This window comes from uncultured Parvibaculum sp., assembly GCF_963975745.1.
Lineage (GTDB): Bacteria > Pseudomonadota > Alphaproteobacteria > Parvibaculales > Parvibaculaceae > Parvibaculum.
Genome location: NZ_CAXBIB010000004.1, coordinates 196,530 through 213,838, shown reverse-complemented (window position 1 = coordinate 213,838; position 17,309 = coordinate 196,530). Strand labels below are relative to the sequence as shown.

17 protein-coding genes are annotated in these 17,309 nt (G+C 64.2%); 7 read left to right on the top strand and 10 right to left on the bottom strand.

Annotated elements, in window-relative coordinates:
• The first annotated feature begins 155 nt into the window (after positions 1-155).
• Positions 156-980, top strand: a complete 825-nt coding sequence (locus AAC071_RS05225; RefSeq protein WP_339830685.1) for an SDR family NAD(P)-dependent oxidoreductase — start codon at positions 156-158, stop codon at positions 978-980.
• 79 nt (positions 981-1,059) lie between these two features.
• On the opposite strand, the gene AAC071_RS05220 is transcribed toward AAC071_RS05225, so the two are convergent.
• On the bottom strand, positions 1,060-1,431 hold the full coding sequence (locus AAC071_RS05220) for a response regulator (RefSeq protein ID WP_339830684.1): 372 nt from the start codon (positions 1,429-1,431) through the stop codon (positions 1,060-1,062).
• A 124-nt stretch (positions 1,432-1,555) separates the two neighbouring features.
• Between AAC071_RS05220 and AAC071_RS05215 the strand changes: the two genes are divergently transcribed.
• Together AAC071_RS05215 and AAC071_RS05210 are read left to right on the top strand one after the other, a co-directional pair.
• A complete protein-coding gene (locus tag AAC071_RS05215) occupies positions 1,556-3,361 on the top strand; it encodes a hypothetical protein (protein WP_339830683.1) in 1,806 nt (601 codons plus the stop codon).
• An 8-nt stretch (positions 3,362-3,369) separates the two neighbouring features.
• Complete coding sequence (locus AAC071_RS05210; protein WP_339830682.1) at positions 3,370-5,454, top strand: ATP-binding protein; 2,085 nt, start codon at positions 3,370-3,372, stop codon at positions 5,452-5,454.
• A 118-nt stretch (positions 5,455-5,572) separates the two neighbouring features.
• On the opposite strand, the gene AAC071_RS05205 is transcribed toward AAC071_RS05210, so the two are convergent.
• From AAC071_RS05205 to AAC071_RS05195, 3 genes are all read right to left on the bottom strand, one after another.
• Complete coding sequence (locus tag AAC071_RS05205; protein ID WP_339830681.1) at positions 5,573-6,313, bottom strand: cell cycle transcriptional regulator TrcR; 741 nt, start codon at positions 6,311-6,313, stop codon at positions 5,573-5,575.
• 199 nt (positions 6,314-6,512) lie between these two features.
• The gene (locus AAC071_RS05200) at positions 6,513-7,073 is read right to left on the bottom strand and encodes a lipid-binding SYLF domain-containing protein (protein ID WP_339830680.1); all 561 of its coding nucleotides are present in this window, start codon (positions 7,071-7,073) and stop codon (positions 6,513-6,515) included.
• A gap of 178 nt (positions 7,074-7,251) precedes the next feature.
• Complete coding sequence (locus tag AAC071_RS05195; RefSeq protein ID WP_339830679.1) at positions 7,252-8,250, bottom strand: NAD(P)H-quinone oxidoreductase; 999 nt, start codon at positions 8,248-8,250, stop codon at positions 7,252-7,254.
• Between the two features lie 93 nt (positions 8,251-8,343).
• Between AAC071_RS05195 and AAC071_RS05190 the strand changes: the two genes are divergently transcribed.
• Positions 8,344-8,544, top strand: coding sequence for a DUF1192 domain-containing protein (locus tag AAC071_RS05190; RefSeq protein WP_339830678.1), 201 nt, complete (start codon positions 8,344-8,346; stop codon positions 8,542-8,544).
• Between the two features lie 324 nt (positions 8,545-8,868).
• Positions 8,869-9,459, top strand: coding sequence for a DUF1465 family protein (locus tag AAC071_RS05185; protein ID WP_339830677.1), 591 nt, complete (start codon positions 8,869-8,871; stop codon positions 9,457-9,459).
• A gap of 72 nt (positions 9,460-9,531) precedes the next feature.
• On the opposite strand, the gene rpmE is transcribed toward AAC071_RS05185, so the two are convergent.
• Complete coding sequence (gene rpmE, locus AAC071_RS05180; protein WP_339830676.1) at positions 9,532-9,756, bottom strand: 50S ribosomal protein L31; 225 nt, start codon at positions 9,754-9,756, stop codon at positions 9,532-9,534.
• Between the two features lie 292 nt (positions 9,757-10,048).
• Here rpmE and AAC071_RS05175 point away from each other — a divergent pair, with 292 nt between their 5' ends.
• Positions 10,049-11,917 (top strand): ABC transporter transmembrane domain-containing protein, encoded by a 1,869-nt coding sequence (locus AAC071_RS05175; RefSeq protein ID WP_339830675.1) that lies wholly within the window; start codon positions 10,049-10,051, stop codon positions 11,915-11,917.
• 23 nt (positions 11,918-11,940) lie between these two features.
• Positions 11,941-13,044, top strand: coding sequence for an SMP-30/gluconolactonase/LRE family protein (locus AAC071_RS05170; protein WP_339830673.1), 1,104 nt, complete (start codon positions 11,941-11,943; stop codon positions 13,042-13,044).
• Here AAC071_RS05170 and AAC071_RS05165 read toward each other — a convergent pair whose 3' ends face one another.
• From AAC071_RS05165 to AAC071_RS05145, 5 genes are all read right to left on the bottom strand, one after another.
• The gene (locus AAC071_RS05165; RefSeq protein ID WP_339830671.1) at positions 13,045-14,067 is read right to left on the bottom strand and encodes a peptidoglycan -binding protein; all 1,023 of its coding nucleotides are present in this window, start codon (positions 14,065-14,067) and stop codon (positions 13,045-13,047) included.
• 6 nt (positions 14,068-14,073) lie between these two features.
• Positions 14,074-15,039 carry a flagellar motor protein MotA gene (locus AAC071_RS05160; RefSeq protein ID WP_339830670.1) on the bottom strand — a complete coding sequence of 322 codons (966 nt, stop codon included), beginning with the start codon at positions 15,037-15,039 and terminating at the stop codon, positions 14,074-14,076.
• A 37-nt stretch (positions 15,040-15,076) separates the two neighbouring features.
• Positions 15,077-15,484, bottom strand: a complete 408-nt coding sequence (locus AAC071_RS05155) for an OmpA family protein (RefSeq protein ID WP_339830669.1) — start codon at positions 15,482-15,484, stop codon at positions 15,077-15,079.
• 151 nt (positions 15,485-15,635) lie between these two features.
• Positions 15,636-16,379, bottom strand: coding sequence for an OmpA family protein (locus tag AAC071_RS05150; protein WP_339830668.1), 744 nt, complete (start codon positions 16,377-16,379; stop codon positions 15,636-15,638).
• Positions 16,380-16,499: 120 nt separating this feature from the next.
• Positions 16,500-17,303: an inositol monophosphatase family protein gene (locus tag AAC071_RS05145; RefSeq protein ID WP_339830666.1), complete on the bottom strand. Its 804-nt coding sequence runs from the start codon at positions 17,301-17,303 to the stop codon at positions 16,500-16,502.
• Positions 17,304-17,309 lie beyond the last annotated feature (6 nt).

Here is a 17,309-nt window from a genome sequence, read left to right as displayed (position 1 = left end):
AACTGTTGCACTTCAAATGTGAATCCACACCCCGGCTTTCGCCGGGGTGACACTTGCGGGTTGGGTTCAGGCAGCGTGAAACGCCCCACCACCGCCCCTCTCCCCCTCACATCCCTCAAGTGCTATAACGCCCCCTCCCGAACCGGAGCATCCTCATGGCGACAGGCGAGACACTCAAGGGCAAGGTGGCGATCGTCACCGGCGGCGCCAGCGGCATCGGCCGCGCCATCGCGCATGCCTATGCCGATCAGGGCGCGAAGGTGATGGTCTGCGACATCGACGAGGAAGCGGGCGAGGGCGTCGCCGCCGATATCGTCGACAGCGGCGGCGAGGCGCGCTTCCGGCATTGCGATGTCGGCGAGCGTCTCGATGTGCGCAATCTGATCTGTGCCACGACCGATGCCTTCGACCGTCTCGACATTCTCGTCAACAATGCCGGCATCGTCGCCGGCGGTGATTTCCTGACGCTGACCGAAGAGGATTTCGACCGCGTCATCCGCGTCAATCTCAAGGGCCATTTCCTGGTCGGCCAGGCGGCGGCGCAGCAGATGGTCCGGCAGATCGAGGCGGGCGGCGCGCCCGGCACGATCATCAACATGTCGTCGATCAACGCTGTCGTCGCGATCCCGACACAGGCCGCCTATGCCGCCTCCAAGGGCGGCGTCAAGCAGCTCACCGAAGCGATGGCACTGTCGCTGGCGCCTTACGGCATCCGCGTCAACGCGATCGGTCCCGGCACCATCGCCACGCCGATGGCCGGCGCCGTCAACAGCGATGCAGCGGCGCAGCGCATGGTGCTGTCGCGCACGCCGCTGGGCCGCATCGGCCAGCCCGGGGAAATCGCCTCGGTCGCCGTCTTCCTGGCGTCGGACGCCGCCAGCTACATGACCGGCGAAACCATCTATGTCGATGGCGGCCGCCTCGCGCTCAACTATCTGGCCCAGCGGCCGGTCAAGGCCGGCGAGGAAAAGAAGAAATAGGGGCAGGCGCGCGCCCCGGTCGTCCGATCGGAAAGACGTCCGTCGCCAGCCTTGACCGAAGCCGCGGCTGGTGCGGATTTTACATCAGCAGCTTCTCGATCGTCTGGGCGAGTTCGGCCGGACGGAACGGTTTGGCGAGCGATGCATTGGCGCCGAGCTTCTCGGCCGTTTTCAGGAAATCCAGCCGCTTCGTGCGGCCGCCGCCCGAGATGGCCACGATCGGGATCGTCGTATTGACCTCCCGGATCGCCATGATCGTCTCGATCCCTTCCTGCACCGGCATCAGGATATCCGTTATCACGATATCGGGCGCAGGTTTGCTTCGCTGCAACTGGGCCAGACCGGCCGCGCCGTCGCCCGAACAGGTCACATTGTGACCGTATCTTGCCAGGGCCGATTTCAGCATTCGCGCCACATCGGGGTCGTCTTCAATCAGCAGCACATTTGCCATTTTCGGGGGGCCCTCGGGAGCGGGTTCATAGCCCACCAAACTGTCAGCAACCGGTTTCCGAACTGTTAAGACCTCTGTCCTATTCATGGTCACGGGGGCTGTTCATGTTGCGCGGAAAATTCGAATGGCCGCAGGATTGCACACTACTCAACGGACGCTCGCCGGCTGGTTTGGGCGGTTTTGGCCTTTCGGACGTGCCGATGCGCGACCGTCCGCACTGGCCGAACCCCGGCATGTCGGCGGACCGCAGGCGCCGGAAGCCGAGGCGCGGCTCCGGGCGCTTTTCGCCGATGCATCCGATCGCGGGCCGGTCGCGCTTGCTCATCTGCAATTGCTGAATCTTGCGGCAATCCGTCAGCAGGTCGGTGCCCGCTGGCCGCAGGTTCGGCGGCTGGTCCATCTCCTCACCGAAACGACACTGTACCGCTATCTCGGACCCGACGATTTCTTCTTCGTCTGCCGCGAAGACGTCTATGTCGTCGCCTTTCCGCGTCTGACGCCGGACGAGGCGGCCGCGGCCTGCCAGCGGATCGTCGATGAGATATCGCATCACCTGTTCGGCAAGGAGGACGGCGCAGGGGAAGCTGTCCCGGGCAGCGATGGGGTCGGCCGGCTGGATGTCGTCGCAACGTCGTTCGAGGTCGATCGACAGCAACTTCGCGAAGCGCCCTCGGCGCGCGATCATATCGCCGGTGCCGCCCTGGATATCGCCGACCGGAATGCGCTCGCAATGAGCGCGCTGGACCGCAAGATGGAACAGGCCCTCGATGCGGCGGAGACCTTTCTCGCCGGCATGTCGGAAGAGCAGCCGGCCGCCAGCGTACCGGAGATCGTGCGGCGGCTCGGCCTCCTGGTCGATCAGCTTCGCGCATTGGAGCGGGAACTCGTCGGGACGGCCGCAGCCGGCACCCCGAGGCCGGAAGCTGGGATTTCCTGTCGTCCGATCGAATGGGACGGGCTCAAGAAGGGACACGATTTCGAGGCGCCGCAGGAATGGCGCGCCATCCCGGGATCGCGGCAGGATGCGCTGTCGCGCCTGTCGCAGACATTGATCGTCGCCACGGAACGTCTGGCGCATTTCGAGAGTCTTGCCGCGTCGAGCGCCACGGCGGGCGAAGACATCTGCTGGATGACGGTTCCGGACATGGCCGTCTCCTATACGATCGACTATCTCCCGATGCTCGAAACGCGTCGCAGCGTTGTCGCGATATATCTCGCGCGCACCCGATTCCGGCTCGGCGATCTTCCGGTGACGCTCGACGAACTCCTGGAGGTCGAGGACGATCTGGAAGTGCGTGCCGTCGCAAGCCGCCTCGGTGCCCGTGCGGTCGTGAAGCGCACTGCTGCGGCATCGGGCGAGAAATCGCTCCGCGCCATATCTGTCGATGACGCGATTTTCCGGTCCGCACCGCACCGGCGAACCTTTTTCGAATTCATCTCCAATATCGAGAACGAGGTTCGGCGGCAGCTTGTTGTCGAGGTCGTTCTTCATGCCGGCTGGCCGCCGCTTCAGATCGAGCAATGTCTGATGCAATTGCAGCCCTTCTGCCGCGCCATCTTCCTGCGCTTGTCAGACCTCGACATCGACCTTGCCAATACCGCGACCTTCACGCCCAAGATCAGGAAGGCGGTCAGTGCCGTCGGCGTGGCGGCACCGGCGGCCGGGGGGAATGAGCCGGAGTTCCTGTGCGATCTGAGGAAACTCGTTCAGCAGTGCGAGAAGCTCGGCCTCAACACCTATCTCGTCGAGATACCGTCTCTCGCCATCTTCATGAATGCGGTCGCCATGGGCATTACCTTCACCAGCGGTGCGGCGATATTGCCGGCCTGCAACGAACCATCGGCGCTGCACACGGAAACGATTGAGGACATTTTTGCAGCGCGTGCGCAGGCCCGGACCGGATCCGGCCGGACCGCGCGCCTCGCGTGACAGTCGCCATGTCTCTCGACCGCCTCGCCTTCCGCACGACCGGCATGCGCCGGCTCGTCGCCGCCTTCGACTGGGGCGCCACGCCGCTCGGCCCCGTGAGCGACTGGTCGCCCGAGCTCAGGAGCCAGGTGCAACTCTGTCTGGACTCCGATCATCCCATGTTGCTTGCCCTGGGCGACGATCTTGTGCAGATCTACAATGACGGCTACGTCCCCATTCTGGCCGACAAGCATCCGGCAGCACTCGGCCAGTCGGCCATGGTGACATGGTCCGAGATCAGGGACTTTCTTGCGCCGGCGATCGCGGAGCTGCGCATGGGCAAATCCTTGCGTCAGACCGATTTTCCTCTCGTCCTGAAGCGGAACGGCAAGTTCTCCGAGCGCCATTACACATTCGCCTATAGTCCGTTGCGGGGCAGCGATGGATTGATGTCGGGCGTCCTCTCCGTCGCCTCCGACACAAGCGCGCGCGTCTGGAACGACCGCCGCGCCGCGACACTGGACAGGCTTGCGGAAACCGCACGGCCCTATGCGAGCAATGACGAGGTGTGGGCGGGTGTAAGAGAGGCATTCGTCAGGAACCGGAGAGACATCGCTGCCGCGGTCCTTTTCGCGCATCGCGATGGCAAGCCCTGCGAACCGATCTGGTCGATCGGCATCTCTGCGCGCCAGGAGCTTGCGCAATTGCGGTCGCAGATCGTTCCCTCCCGGAGCCCGCGGCGCCAGATCAAAATTCGCTGTCCGGGGGGCATCAGCGCGAAGCGGCAGATCGGGAAGGTCGGCATTGCGCTTCCGGTACGGACACGCAAGCGGGATATTGTCGCGAATCTTGTCGTCTTTCCCCACGATCTGGTGCCGATGACGCGGCGCCTGCTCGGCTTCTACAACGATCTGCGGAACGCCTGTGAGCGCTCCATCGAAATTGCCGCCGCGAACCGGGAGGAAATCATCGCGCTGCGCAACGAGCTGGCCGAGGCGGATATCCGCTACCAGTTTCTGTTCGAAAGTCTGGGTGAGGGGGTCATCTATTCCGCCACCGAGGGACGTGCCGTCGAAGGCGAACGCATTCTTGCCGTTAATGCAAGTTGCTGCCGCATGCTCGGATATACGAATGCGGATCTTACCGGCAGCGTGCGGGAGAAGATCTTCTTCGACGACGACCCGTTACTGGCGCAGGCCCTGCTGCAGCGTGAAAGGCAGGGTTGTTTCCGCGGTGAACTCAGGCTCAGACGGGCGGATGGTGCCCCGCTCTGGGTCGATCTGACCTCAAATCTGATGACCGACGAGAGCGGCCGCCGTCAGGCGGTCACCATCTTCCGCGACGCCACGCAACGCAAGGAGCTTGAGCAGAAGGCCAAGCATGCCGAGCGTATGGAGGCGCTTGGCCAGCTGACCGGCGGCGTGGCGCATGACTTCAACAATCTGCTTACCGTGTTCCTCGGCGGCGCCGACGAACTGGTCAAGGACAGCGCGCTTGGCCTCTATGAACGCGAGCTGGCCGACACCATGAAGGCGGCGGCGGAGCGGGGCCACAGGCTGACCGGCCAGTTACTGGCCTATGCACGTCGGCAGGAGCTGCGGCCGCGCCGGATCGACGTCAATCGCGTCATCATGGACTCAGCGCAGCTGCTGCGGCGTCTGTTCACCGGCAGCGTCGGCCTGCGGCTGGATCTGGAGAGGGACCTGCCTTGCGTCAAGCTCGACTCGGGAAAGTTCCAGACGGCCCTGCTCAATCTTGTTGCCAATGCGCGCGATGCGATGTCGGCGGGCGGCGGCGATGTGAGGATCGTCACGGCGGTCCTTCGCCTTGGCGAGAGCGAACAGGGCCTTTATGCCGGTCTGCCGGGCGGCCGCTATGTTCGGGTCAGCGTCGAGGACAGGGGTACCGGCATTCCCGAAGATGCGATGCCGCGGCTTTTCGAACCCTATTTCACCACCAAGCCGCTCGGCGAGGGAACGGGGCTCGGGCTTCCGATGGTCCAGGGTTTCATGGCCCAGTCCGGCGGCGATGTCCGGATCGAGAGCGAATGGGGCAAGGGGACGTCGGTCCATCTTGTTCTGCCCGCCTTGCAGAACCGGTCGCCCGAGACATGATCTCTTTCTGTCGACACCCCGGGGACAAGTTGCCTTTGTCCCCGGTGTTCGTCCGTAGACGGATGAAGTTATCCGCGCATTATGACAGTTTTGTGACAGTTGCGTGACAGAGGGGGGGTTACGCCTCGTCCTCGTCGTCCGCGATCTTGACGTCCTTGAGGCTCGCAAAAACGCTGTCGGCGTCGTAGCTCTTGCGTTCCTCGTCTTCCGGCTTCTTTTCCGGCGCGGCGATGGTCGCGTGCAGCGGTTCGGCCGGGCTGGGCGCGGTTTCGCTGGCCGGCAGCAGGGTTTCAGAGATGCCGGCCGCCTTGTTGGCCTTCTTGCGCTCGCGTTCGGCCTTGCGCGCGGCCTTCTGCACCGCCGCGTCGAGCTCGATCTGCGTGCAGAGACTGAGGGTTACGGGATCGACCGGCTTGATGTTCGGGGCGTTCCAGTGGCTTCGGTCGCGCACGCTCTGGATCGTCGGCTTGGTGGTGCCGACGAGGCGGGCGATCTGCGCATCGGTCAGTTCCGGGTGGTTGCGCAGCAGCCAGGCGATGGCGTCCGGGCGGTCCTGGCGGCGCGAGACCGGCGTGTAGCGGGGCCCCGTGCGCGTCGGCATCGGCGGCAATTTGTATTTGCTTTCAGCGGTTTGCAGGCGCGCATCGGGGTCCTGCTGGCAGCGCTCGATTTCGGCGCGGGTCAGCTGGCCGGAGACCACCGGGTCCATGCCCTTGATCCCCTGGGCCACGTCGCCATCGGCGATCCCCTTCACTTCGAGCACATGCAGGCCGCAGAAATCGGCCACCTGGTCGAAGGTCAGCGAGGTATTCTCGACCAGCCAGACAGCGGTCGCCTTGGGCATTAGGGGCTGAGTCATGTCGGTTCCTCTGATCCACCCGGCAGTGAGCCGGATAAACCGCTTTTCGTGTCCATCGAAGATTGAATTAGGGCGTTATATAGGGCGAAAAAGCGGCCAATGAAAGCGGAATGATGCCGCGACCGCTAATTGTGATGCGCGCCGCAGAAAGGCCGGAACCCAAGGGATTCCGGCCTTTTCACCGCGGTATTGCGCGGTTTTAGCGCTTGATCTCGGTGATCTTGGTGCCTTCGATGCTGACGCCGGCCATCAGACCCGACTGGTCGAAGACGAAGGCATAGGCGTCGTCCTTCAGCGTCGAGGTCGAGAGGTTCTTGGCCGCGCCCTCATCGACGATGACGACGGTCGGGCCGACGCCGACTTCCCAGCCATGCGTCTCCTTCAGATAGTTCACGGCCTCGCTGTTCATCAGGAACACGGCGTAACCATAGGTCTGGGCGCCGGCCTGCAGGCCCCAGGAACCGGTGACCGAGTTGTAGTAGTGATTGACCTTGCCGCCTTCCATCAGCACGCCTTCGCCATAGGCGCCGCCGAAAATCAGGCCGGCCTTCACGACGTTCGGAAAGACCAGCACGGCCTGCGCCTTGCTTCCGATCGTCTTGGCCACCGAATTGGTCGCGTAGAGTTTGTCCAGCGCGTGGGCGGCCTCCTTGTTCAGATCTTCTGCTGTTGCTGCCTGGGCGCCATGAAACGCGCCGAGTGAAACCGATGTCACCGCGGCGAAGATCGCTGCAAGCATGAATCGTCTGAGGTTTTTCATCGGATTTTCCTTCTGTCGTGGATACGGCGGTCTGCTCGACCGGGCGGGGCATCGCGCGACGCGACAATGCGCGACGGGCAATGCCGTCGACGTCCGGACCTTCGGCGCCGCCTGTGGCGAGATAGGGGTGAGACTGTGTTCATTTCGGGTGCAAATATGGCCGCGCCCGGAAAACGGCTCAGATCGTCAGCACGATCTTGCCGATATGGCTGCTTTTTTCCATCAGCGCATGCGCCCTGGCGGCGTCCTTCAGCGGGAAAACCGTGTCGATCAAGGGTTTTACGCGGCCGGCTTCGATCAGTGGCCAGACTTTTTCACGCAAGGTGCGGGCGAGGCTGGCCTTTTCCTCGATGCTGCGGGGGCGCAGCGTCGAGCCGGTCAGCGTCAGGCGTTTCAGCATCACCGGCATGAAATTGACTTCTGTCGTCGCACCGTTGAGGAAGGCGATCGAGACGATGCGGCCGTCGACCGCCGCCGCCTGGATGTTGCGGGGAATATAGTCGCCGCCCACCATGTCGAGGATCACGTCGGCGCCGCGATTGTCGGTCAGCCGCCTGGTTTCGGCGACGAAATCCTGCGTCTTGTAGTCGATGGCCGCCGCGGCGCCGAGCTTCAGGCAGGCCGCGCATTTCTCGGCCGAGCCGGCGGTTGCGATCACGCTTGCACCGAAAAGGCTGGCCAGCTGGATCGCCGTCGTGCCGATGCCGCTCGAGCCCCCATGCACCAGCAACGTCTCGCCAGCCTTGAGCGCGCCGCGCTCGAAGACATTGGCCCAGACTGTGAAAAAGGTTTCGGGCAGCGCGGCCGCTTCGGTCATCGACAGGCCATGCGGCATCGGCAGCGCATGCGCTTCATGCGCAACGCAATATTCGGCATAGCCGCCGCCGCCGACCAGCGCGCAGACCCGGTCGCCGGTCTTCCACAGCGTCACGCCCGGTCCGGTCGCCACCACCTCGCCGGCGACCTCGAGCCCCGGCGTTTCCGGGGCGCCGGGCGGCGGCGGATAGAGGCCCATGCGCTGGATCGTGTCCGGACGGTTGACGCCGGCCGCCGCGACCTTGATCAGGATTTCGCCATGCGCCGGCTCGGGCCGCGGAATCTGGCGGGGTTCCAGTACATCCGGTCCGCCCGGCTCGCGGATCGCAATCGCCGTCATGGTTTCGGGCAGGTTCGGCACTGGGCGCGTTCCTCGGTCGTCGCGGCTGGGCTTGCAGGTCTAGCCCGCTGTCCCCAAACTGGCAACCTGAGGCCAGCAGGGAGAACGAGCGTCATGGATCGGGACGATCTGGAGCCGCGCAAGCGGCGCGATGAGGCGCTGGCAGCGCTGGCCAGGGAGGATTTGAGCCTGCTCGGGATCGAGGAGCTCAACGACCGAATCACTGCGCTCGAGAGTGAAATTGCACGAATCCGCGATCAGCTGACCCGGAAGCACAGTTCGCTGTCGGCGGCCGAGGCACTGTTCAAAAAGTAGACGCCCTCAGTTAACACATTAAAAATACAGCGCTTTCAGTTGGCCCTTCTCAATGTTCGGGCGTTGCCTGTCTTGCCGGTGCCGCGTCAAATTGCCACAAGATTAACTTCCTGTTAGGAATGATGGCGCTAGGGTGACCTTGCGTAATCCAGTTCTCTGGATTTCTGAGTGGCTCCTATCCACTCTGTTTGACGCCTCCCTGTTAGAACTTGAGCCGCGGGCTTTCCCGCGGCTCTTTTTTGTCCGCCGGCCCCTGGCTGGCACGGATATTGATCCCTCAGACCCTGACTGTGCCGCAATGGCGCGACGTAAGGGGTTTGCAGGATGACTGTTCACGAGATCACCGGCGGCGACGAAATCGGCTTCGCGGAGGCCGACTGCGTCACCTTGAGCGAATTCATGGCCTCCGGGCTGTTCCAGCGCACTTACAGCGAGGGCATGCGCCTGGTCGAGGAAACCTCGGCCTATCTGGACGGGGAGGGCCGTGCGGCCTCCAAAAGCCTGCCGCGCGAAGCCTCGCTCGCCTATGCCGGCGAAAGCATGCGGCTGACCACGCGGCTGATGCAGGTCGCTTCCTGGCTGCTGGTGCGCAAGGCCGTCCATGAGGGCGAAATCACGGCCGAGGAAGCCAATGCCGAGAAATACCGTCTCGCCACCAAGGAGATAGCCCGCCAGCCGCGCTTTGCCGGGGCCGATGCGCTGCCGCAGCGCCTGCAGGACCTGATCGAGCGCTCGGAACGGCTCTATGCGCGGGTCGAGCGGCTCGACAGCCGGCTGCGCGAACCGGTCGCCCGGCCGGCGCTCAACCACCCGCTGGCCGAACAGCTGCAGCGTGTCGAGGCATTCTACCGCGAAAGCCTGTCCCATGATTTCCCGCGGCCCCAGTTCGGCCGCCGCAAGAACCGGCCCGAATAGGCGTTCGGCGCCGGCGACAACAAAAAAGCCCCGCAAAGCGGGGCTTTTTCCGTTCCGGTCGGTCGCGCAGGATCAGTTGCTGCTGACGAAGCCGAATTTCTTGTTGAAGCGGCTGACGCGGCCGCCACGATCGAGAATCTGCTGGCCGCCGCCGGTCCATGCCGGGTGCGTCGTCGGATCGATATCGAGAACCAGCGTCGCGCCCTCCGAGCCATAGGTCGAGCGCGTCTGAAAGGTGGTGCCATTGTTCATCGTCACGGTGATGAAATGGTAGTCCGGATGGGTGTCTTTCTTCATGGCTCTCGGCCTTCCCGAATTGAAAACGGCGCGCCCTGGCTGTTCCCTCAGGGAACGCCGCGCTGCCGGAATGGGGGCTTATAGCGAACAGGCAGGGCCCATGCAAGCCGAGATCGGTGCCTGCGATCAGGGGCCTGAAGGCCGGGTTTCGGGCGCTCATGCCGCAGAGAACGGCGCCCGTCGGCGTTGCGGCGGCAGGGCCCCGATTGCTATACCCGGCAGGAACTTATTCCCGGGGTAGACCCGAACGGCTAGTGTGGCCGGTCCCGCAGCCAAGAGCCGGCAAGAACGCATGAGCGATACATCGAATCCGGTCATCGAGGCCATCGAGGAAGAAGCGCAGCGGCGCAAGCCCGCCAGGCGCGTCCGCCCGATCCTGAGGCTATTGCCCTTCCTGGCCGTCTATCGGGGCATGGTCGCGCTGGCGATCTTTGCGCTGGTTCTGGCGACGCTCGCCACGCTTGCCATCCCGATGGCCGGCGGCCGGCTGGTCGATCTCGTCGGTGATGCCGACAATGCGGGGACTGCGGCCTTTGTCGACCGCTATTTTCTGGCGCTTATTGCTGTGGCGCTGACGCTTGGCATTGCCAGCGCCGCACGGTTCTATTTCGTCAGCTGGCTCGGCGAGCGCGTGGTGGCCGACCTCCGGCAGGCGGTCTATGGCCATGTGCTGAAGCTTTCGCCGGAATTCTTCGAGATGACGCGTACCGGCGAGGTGCTGTCGCGGCTGACGGCCGACACGACGCTGATCAAGACCGTTGTCGGCTCCTCGGCCTCGATCGCGCTGCGCAATCTTTTCCTCTTTGTCGGTGCTTCGTCGATGATGGTCGTCACCAGTGCGCGGCTCTCGAGCCTGGTGCTTTTTGCCATTCCGATGATCGTGCTGCCGCTGGTTCTCCTTGGCCGCTGGGTCCGGCGGCTGTCGCGTTCGGCGCAGGACCGGCTGGCCGATACCAGCGCTTTCGGTACCGAGAGCCTCAACGCCATTCAGACGGTGCAGGCCTTCACGCATGAGGATCACGACCGGCGACATTTCTCCGACACGGTCGAACGGTCTTTCGACACCGCGCGGGCGCGGATTGTTGCCCGCGCGATATTGACGGCACTGATCTTCTTTCTCGGCCTGACGAGCATCGTCGGCGTCATCTGGTTCGGGATGAAGGATGTGATCGCCGGCGATATGACGGGCGGGGCGCTGGCGCAGTTCATCCTGTATGCGCTTTTTGCGGCCGGCGCGCTGGCGGCCCTGTCGGAGATCTGGGGCGACATGCAGATGGCGGCGGGCGCCACCGAGCGGCTGATGGAGCTTCTCGATGTCGAACCGCAGATCGCCGTGCCGGCCCACCCGGTTGCCCTGCCGGCGCCGTCGCGTGGCGAGATTCGTTTCGAGGAGGTGACTTTCGCCTATCCGGCGCGGCCCGGCATGTCGGCGCTTCAACGGTTCCGGCTCAACGTCGATCCGGGGGAAACCGTGGCGCTGGTCGGACCGTCCGGTGCCGGAAAGAGCACCGTGTTCCAGTTGCTGCTCCGTTTCTACGACCCGCAGTCGGGACGCATCGTGCTGGACGGGGTCGATGTGCGCGATGCCGACCCCCGCGCGGTGCGGGCGCGGATCGCCGTCGTCCCGCAGGAGACAGTCATCTTCGGCACGACGATTGCCGAGAACATCCGCTATGGGCGGCCCGAGGCCGGCCGTGCCGAGATCGAGGCGGCGGCCCGGGCGGCGCGGATCGACGATTTTATTGCGCGTCTGCCGGAGGGCTACGACACTCAGGTCGGCGAGCGCGGCGTGACGCTTTCCGGCGGTCAGCGCCAGCGCATCGCGATTGCCCGTGCCATTCTGCGCGACGCGCCGGTGCTGCTGCTCGACGAAGCAACCAGTGCGCTCGATGCGGAAAGCGAAGCGGCCGTCCAGCAGGCGCTTGAGGGTCTGATGCAGGACCGGACGACGCTGGTCATCGCGCATCGCTTGGCAACCGTGCTGAAGGCCGACCGGATCGTCGTCATGGAAGACGGCCGCGTCGTTGCCTCGGGCACGCATGAGGAACTTCTGCGGCAGGGCGGGCTCTATGCGCGGCTGGCGCGGCTGCAGTTTACCGGCGATCTTCCGGCTGAAGCGGATGCGCTCCCGTCCGGACAGGTCAGCGCGGCCATTGGTTGAACGAATTTCATCGAGGGAATGCAATGTCGAAGCGTTGGCAGATTGCAGGCTATGCCCTGCTGGCACTGGTCATAATCGTCAGCGTGCTCGCGTGGCGATTTCTGTCGGCGGCTGGCTACTTCACCGCCATCAATCAGGAAATCCCGGCCGATTGCCGGGTCATCGCGGCGGTGCCGGGGCCGGAAGACATCGTCATCGACCATGCGCGCGGCATTGCCTATGTGTCGGCCTATGACCGCCGTGCGGTACAGGGCGGTGCGCCGGGATCGGAAGCCATTCGCGGCGGCATCTACGCAATCGATCTCAATGCGCCGGAGAGCGAATGGGCGCTCTATCCGGTGACACCCACGGCGCCGGCCGATTTTCGCCCCCATGGCATCGATCTTCATGTCGGCGCGGACGGTGCCCGGCGGCTCTTCGCGGTCAGTCATCCGGCGGCAGGCCATGAGGTCGTCGAGATTTTCGACATCGCGGATGACGGCACGCTCAGCCATGCAGCAAGCGTCACGGACCCGCTTTTCGTCTCGCTCAACGACGTTGCGGCGGCGGGTCCCGACAGCTTCTATACGACCAACGACCATGCTTCGAAGAACGGCCTGCACCAGCTCTTCAGCAACCTTCTTCTGCTGCGCAACACCAATGTCGTCTATCACGACGGTGCCGCGGCGCGGGTGGCCGCCGACAGATTCGGTCTGGCCAACGGCATCGCCATCAGTGCCGATGGTGCTCAGGTCTATGTTGCCGATCTGATGAGCATGAGCCTGCATGTTTTCGACCGCGATCCGGCGACCGGCGATCTCCGCGGCGTCGACATGGCACGGCTCGGCACCGGTATCGACAATATCGACGTGCAGCCCGACGGATCGCTGCTGATCGGCGCGCATCCGAAGCTGATCGATTTTCTCGGCCATGCGGGCGACCCCGCCGCGCTGTCGCCCAGCCAGGTCGTCCGGGTCGAACCCGGCGCGAATGGCGGCGGCAAGGCCGGCACGATCTATCTCAATCTCGGCACCGAGATTTCGGGTATCAGCGTTGCTGCCGGCTATGGCGACCTTATGCTGCTCGGGCAGGTTTTCGAGCCCGAGGTTCTCGTTTGCACGCAGTCGAAAGAACTGAAGGCCTGGTAGTCAGCGTTCGGTCAGCTTGAATTCGATACGGCGGTTGCGCGTATTGTCGGTGGTCGTCCGCCCGGCAACAAGCGGGTGGTGCTCGCCGAATCCTGCCGCCACCAGGTTGCGCGCCGGAACACCCTGGGCGACCAGGTAGTCCACGACGGCGATGGCGCGGGCGCTCGACAGGTACCAGTTCGAGGGGAACTGCGGCGTTGCGATCGGGTTGGCGTCGGTATGCCCATCGACGCGCAGCACCCAGGCAATGTCGTCGGGGATCTCGGCCGAGATTTCGCGAACCGCCAGGGCGATCTTGTCGAGCTGCTCCTGCCCGGATGGATTGATATCGGCCGAGCCCGAGGCGAAGAAGATTTCCGACTGCATGGCAAAGCGATCGCCGACGATCTCGATGTCGGTCCGGTCGCCCAGAATGGTGCGCAGCCGGCCGAAGAATTCCGAGCGGTAGCGGGCCAGTTCCTGGACTTTCTGTGCCAGCGCCGCATTGAGGCGGCGGCCGAGATCGGCGATCTGGGCCTGCGATTCACGGTCTCTCTGCTCGGAGGCCTCCAGTGCGGCTTCCAGCGTCGCGAGCTGGCGGCGCAGCGCGGCAATCTGCTGGTTCAGCAGCTCGACCTGCGACAGGGCTTCGCTGGAGACGCGCTGTTCGTCGGCGAGGCGGCTTTCGAGATCGGCGATACGGGAACCGGCGCCGGCGCCCTCATCGGCCATGGCCGCAAGGCGGGCGTTCTCGGCGGAGGCGGTCGCGAGCGATTCCTGCAGCGAGAGGATGGTGACCTCGAGATCGGCCTTTTCACGCCGCTCGAGTGCCAGCTGGTTGACCAGTTCGGCAATCTGGCTGCGCAGGCTGTCCAGCGCCGAATCCTTGTCGCTGACCAGAAGGCTGAGGAAGAACTGCGTGATCATGAAGATGGTCAGCAGGAATATCAGCACCAGCAGCAGGCTCGACATGGCGTCGACAAAGCCCGGCCAGTAGTCGCTGCTCGGCGCGCGGCCGCGAATGCGTCTGTTGGCGAGCGCCATCCTGCGTCAGCTCCGGCCGTCGAGGCGGCGGGCCAGTTGCTCGAGCACCGGCCTCAGCGCCTCCTGATTTTGTGCAAGCTGGCGGACAAGTTGCTGTTCGTTCCGCAACTGTTCGGTCAGGGCCGATATCTGGCCGGCCAGGGCCATCAGCGTCGCATTGGCACCTTCGCCGCCACCGGCCAGCGCCTGCTCGATATTGCGCAGCCGCCGCGAGGTTTCGCCCAGCATCGAGGGGTTGTCGGGATTGGCTTCCGAGAGGCTCGTGACGGTCGAAAGCCACTCTTCGAGCTCGTTGTAGAAGCGGTTCTGCGCCTGGCCTGCCTGCAGATCGAGAAAACCCAGCACCAGCGATCCGGCCAGGCCGAACAGCGAGGAGGAAAAGGCCGTGCCCATGCCGCGCAGGGGCCCGTCGAGCCCCGCTTTCAGATTGGTGAAGACGGTGGCGGCCTCCGCGGTTTCGACATCGAGGCTCTGGATCGTGCCGGCGACAGAGGCGACCGTGCTCAGCAGCCCCCAGAAGGTTCCGAGCAGGCCGAGAAAGATCAACAGGCCAATGACATAGCGCGAAATCTCGCGCTGCTCATCGAGGCGGGAGCCGAGCGAATCGAGGATCGAGCGCATCGACATGGCGTTGAGCTGCATACGGCCCTTGCGGTCGCCCAGCATGGTGGCCATCGGCGCCAGCAGGCGCGGTGCGGCCGGAATGGTGAGGCCGGGGTCGGCACGGCGAAACTCGTTCACCCAGCGCACTTCCGGGTTGATGCTCAGGACCTGGCGGAACGCATAGAGAATGCCCACAGCGAGGACAAAGACGATCAGGCCGTTCAGGAGCGGGTTGGCCATGAAGGCCACTTCGATCTGCGGAAACAAGATGGCGGCGGCGAAGGCCACGATCACGACGAAAAGTACCATGCGGGTGACATAGGGGCGGGGCCGGGAAAGGCCGATGCCGTCCTTGTGTTCCTTTGCCATGCGTCGTCAGTCCCCTCTCAGATTCGAACGGATCGGTTCAGCCGCCCGCCAACACAATGTCCACTCGGTCCTGCGGCCCGCTGTCGGATGTACCACCGAGCGCACGAACGTGAATGCGGCCCGAAACGACGCCGCTTTCGATCAGCTTGTTCCTGACTGACAATGCGCGCCGCAGTGACAGCTTGCGGGCCGTCGAGGAGGCGTCGCGGGGTGGCCCGGCATAGGCCTTGATCAGCAGACGGCTGCTTTGCCGTTGTACATCCGCAGCAAAAGCGGCGATCTCGTCATGCGCAGAAGAGCTCAGGGCGGATTCGTTGGGCGTAAATTCGATGCGCAGCAGCGCCGTTTCGGGAGGTGGCAGCGGTGTCTCGGCGGCCCGGGCCGCGAAGACAGCCGTCAGCAGAATGGCGAGTGCCGCAAATCCAGCCTTGTTGCGAAAGAACATGCGGTCATCCGTGGATGGGTATCAAGCAGGTGCAGCAACGCGGTTCGCCGCACAGTCTAGGCCTGTTCGCGCCGAGCGAACAGACCCGGACCCTGGATGGCGTCTAGGCAGGGAATTGGGCGGAAATAGGGCTATGCGGTGCGGTCCGCGTTCAGTAGCCGTCGAACAGAATGTCGACCCGGTCGGCTGCGGCCATGGTGCTGTCGATATTGCCCATGCCACTTGCGCGTACGCGGCCGGTACTCATGCCCTGGTCGATCAACGCCTGCTGCACGGCCAGCGCGCGTTGCATGGCGATGTCCGCTGCGGTTGCGTCGCCGCCGCGGGATCTGTCGGCGTGGCCCCGGACCTTGACATTGCCGACACGTTTTGCAAAGGCGTTCACGAAGCCGGCAACCTGATTGCGGGCGCTGAGATCGAGAACTGTCTCGCCGGGCTGGAAATAGATGCGCGCCAGCGTCCCCTCCGGCAGCATGTCGGGCGTATAGGGATAGAAGGCATCGCGCGGCCGGAATTCTTCGCGTGCATGGTTGCTCGACTGCGCCGGTCCGGCGGAAGATGGGGGCTGTGCGGTCAAGGTGCCAAGGGGCTGCCGGATGTCGCCGCCAAGTCTGTCGGGTGACGGCAGGGAGTTGCTGTTTTGAATCGTGCTGCCGAGTGGCGGTAAACCCGGCATGTTCGCGGTCCGGCTCACCGTTTCTCCGACATTCTGCACTGTCTGCCCGGCGGTGCTGACCGTGTTTTCAAGGGGCTCGCCAACCGGCGAAAGCGGCCCTGCAATGGCATCGGGGCCATGGATCGCGATGGTCAGGACGAGGACACCGAGAACGGCGTTGAGAAGTCGCCGGATGGTTGCGGCTTGCAGAACGGCATCAGATACAGCGGATTCCGCCATGACTCGGCCTCCGTCAGTTCCGGTCGAAAAAAATGTCGGTGCGCAAAAGTCTAACACATGGGCGGCGCTGGCACAGGGTAACGGGCCAGTCGTGTGTTTCAATGGAAAGTTTTCAGGCAATCAGGCCGGTTTATGGGCCTTTTTCAGCACTGTGCCGAGCTGGCGATGCAATGCCTCGTTACCGGCCAGAATGCCGCCCGTATCGAGCATGGCATCGCCCCCCTTGAGGTCGGTCACATACCCGCCAGCCTCGCGCACGAGAATGATGCCGGCGGCAACGTCCCAGGGGGCGAGATTTGCTTCCCAATAAACGTCGAACCGTCCCGCGGCGACATAGGCCAGGTCGAGGGCGGCCGAGCCCATGCGCCGGACGCCGGCGACTTCGTTCATCACGAGGTCAAGTTCGGCCGAGAAGCCCTTGTGACCGGGCCGGCCGATATGTGGAATTCCGGTCGCGACGATCGATTGTGCCAGTTCGCGGCGCACGGCGACGCGGATGCGTCGGTCGTTGAGGAAGGCGCCCTGTCCCTTTTCGGCAATGAACATTTCGTCGGAGATCGGATTGTAGACGAGACCGGCAACGATCTGGCCGTCGCGTTCGAGACCGATCGAGATCGAAAACATCGGGATGCCGTGCAGGAAATTCGTCGTGCCATCCAGCGGATCGATGATCCAGCGATGCGACTTGTCGCTCCCCTCGACAACGCCGCCCTCTTCCATCAGGAAGCCATAGCCGGGCCGTGCCTTCGACAGTTCCTCGAACAGAACCTTTTCGGCCTTGCGGTCGGCGGCGGTGACGAAGTTCGCCGGTCCCTTCAGCGAGACCTGAAGGTTTTCCACCTCGCCGAAGTCGCGCTGGAGGCCCCGCGCGGCCTTGCGGGCGGCGGCAACCATGACGGACATCGAGGGTGTATGACGGGACATCTGGTC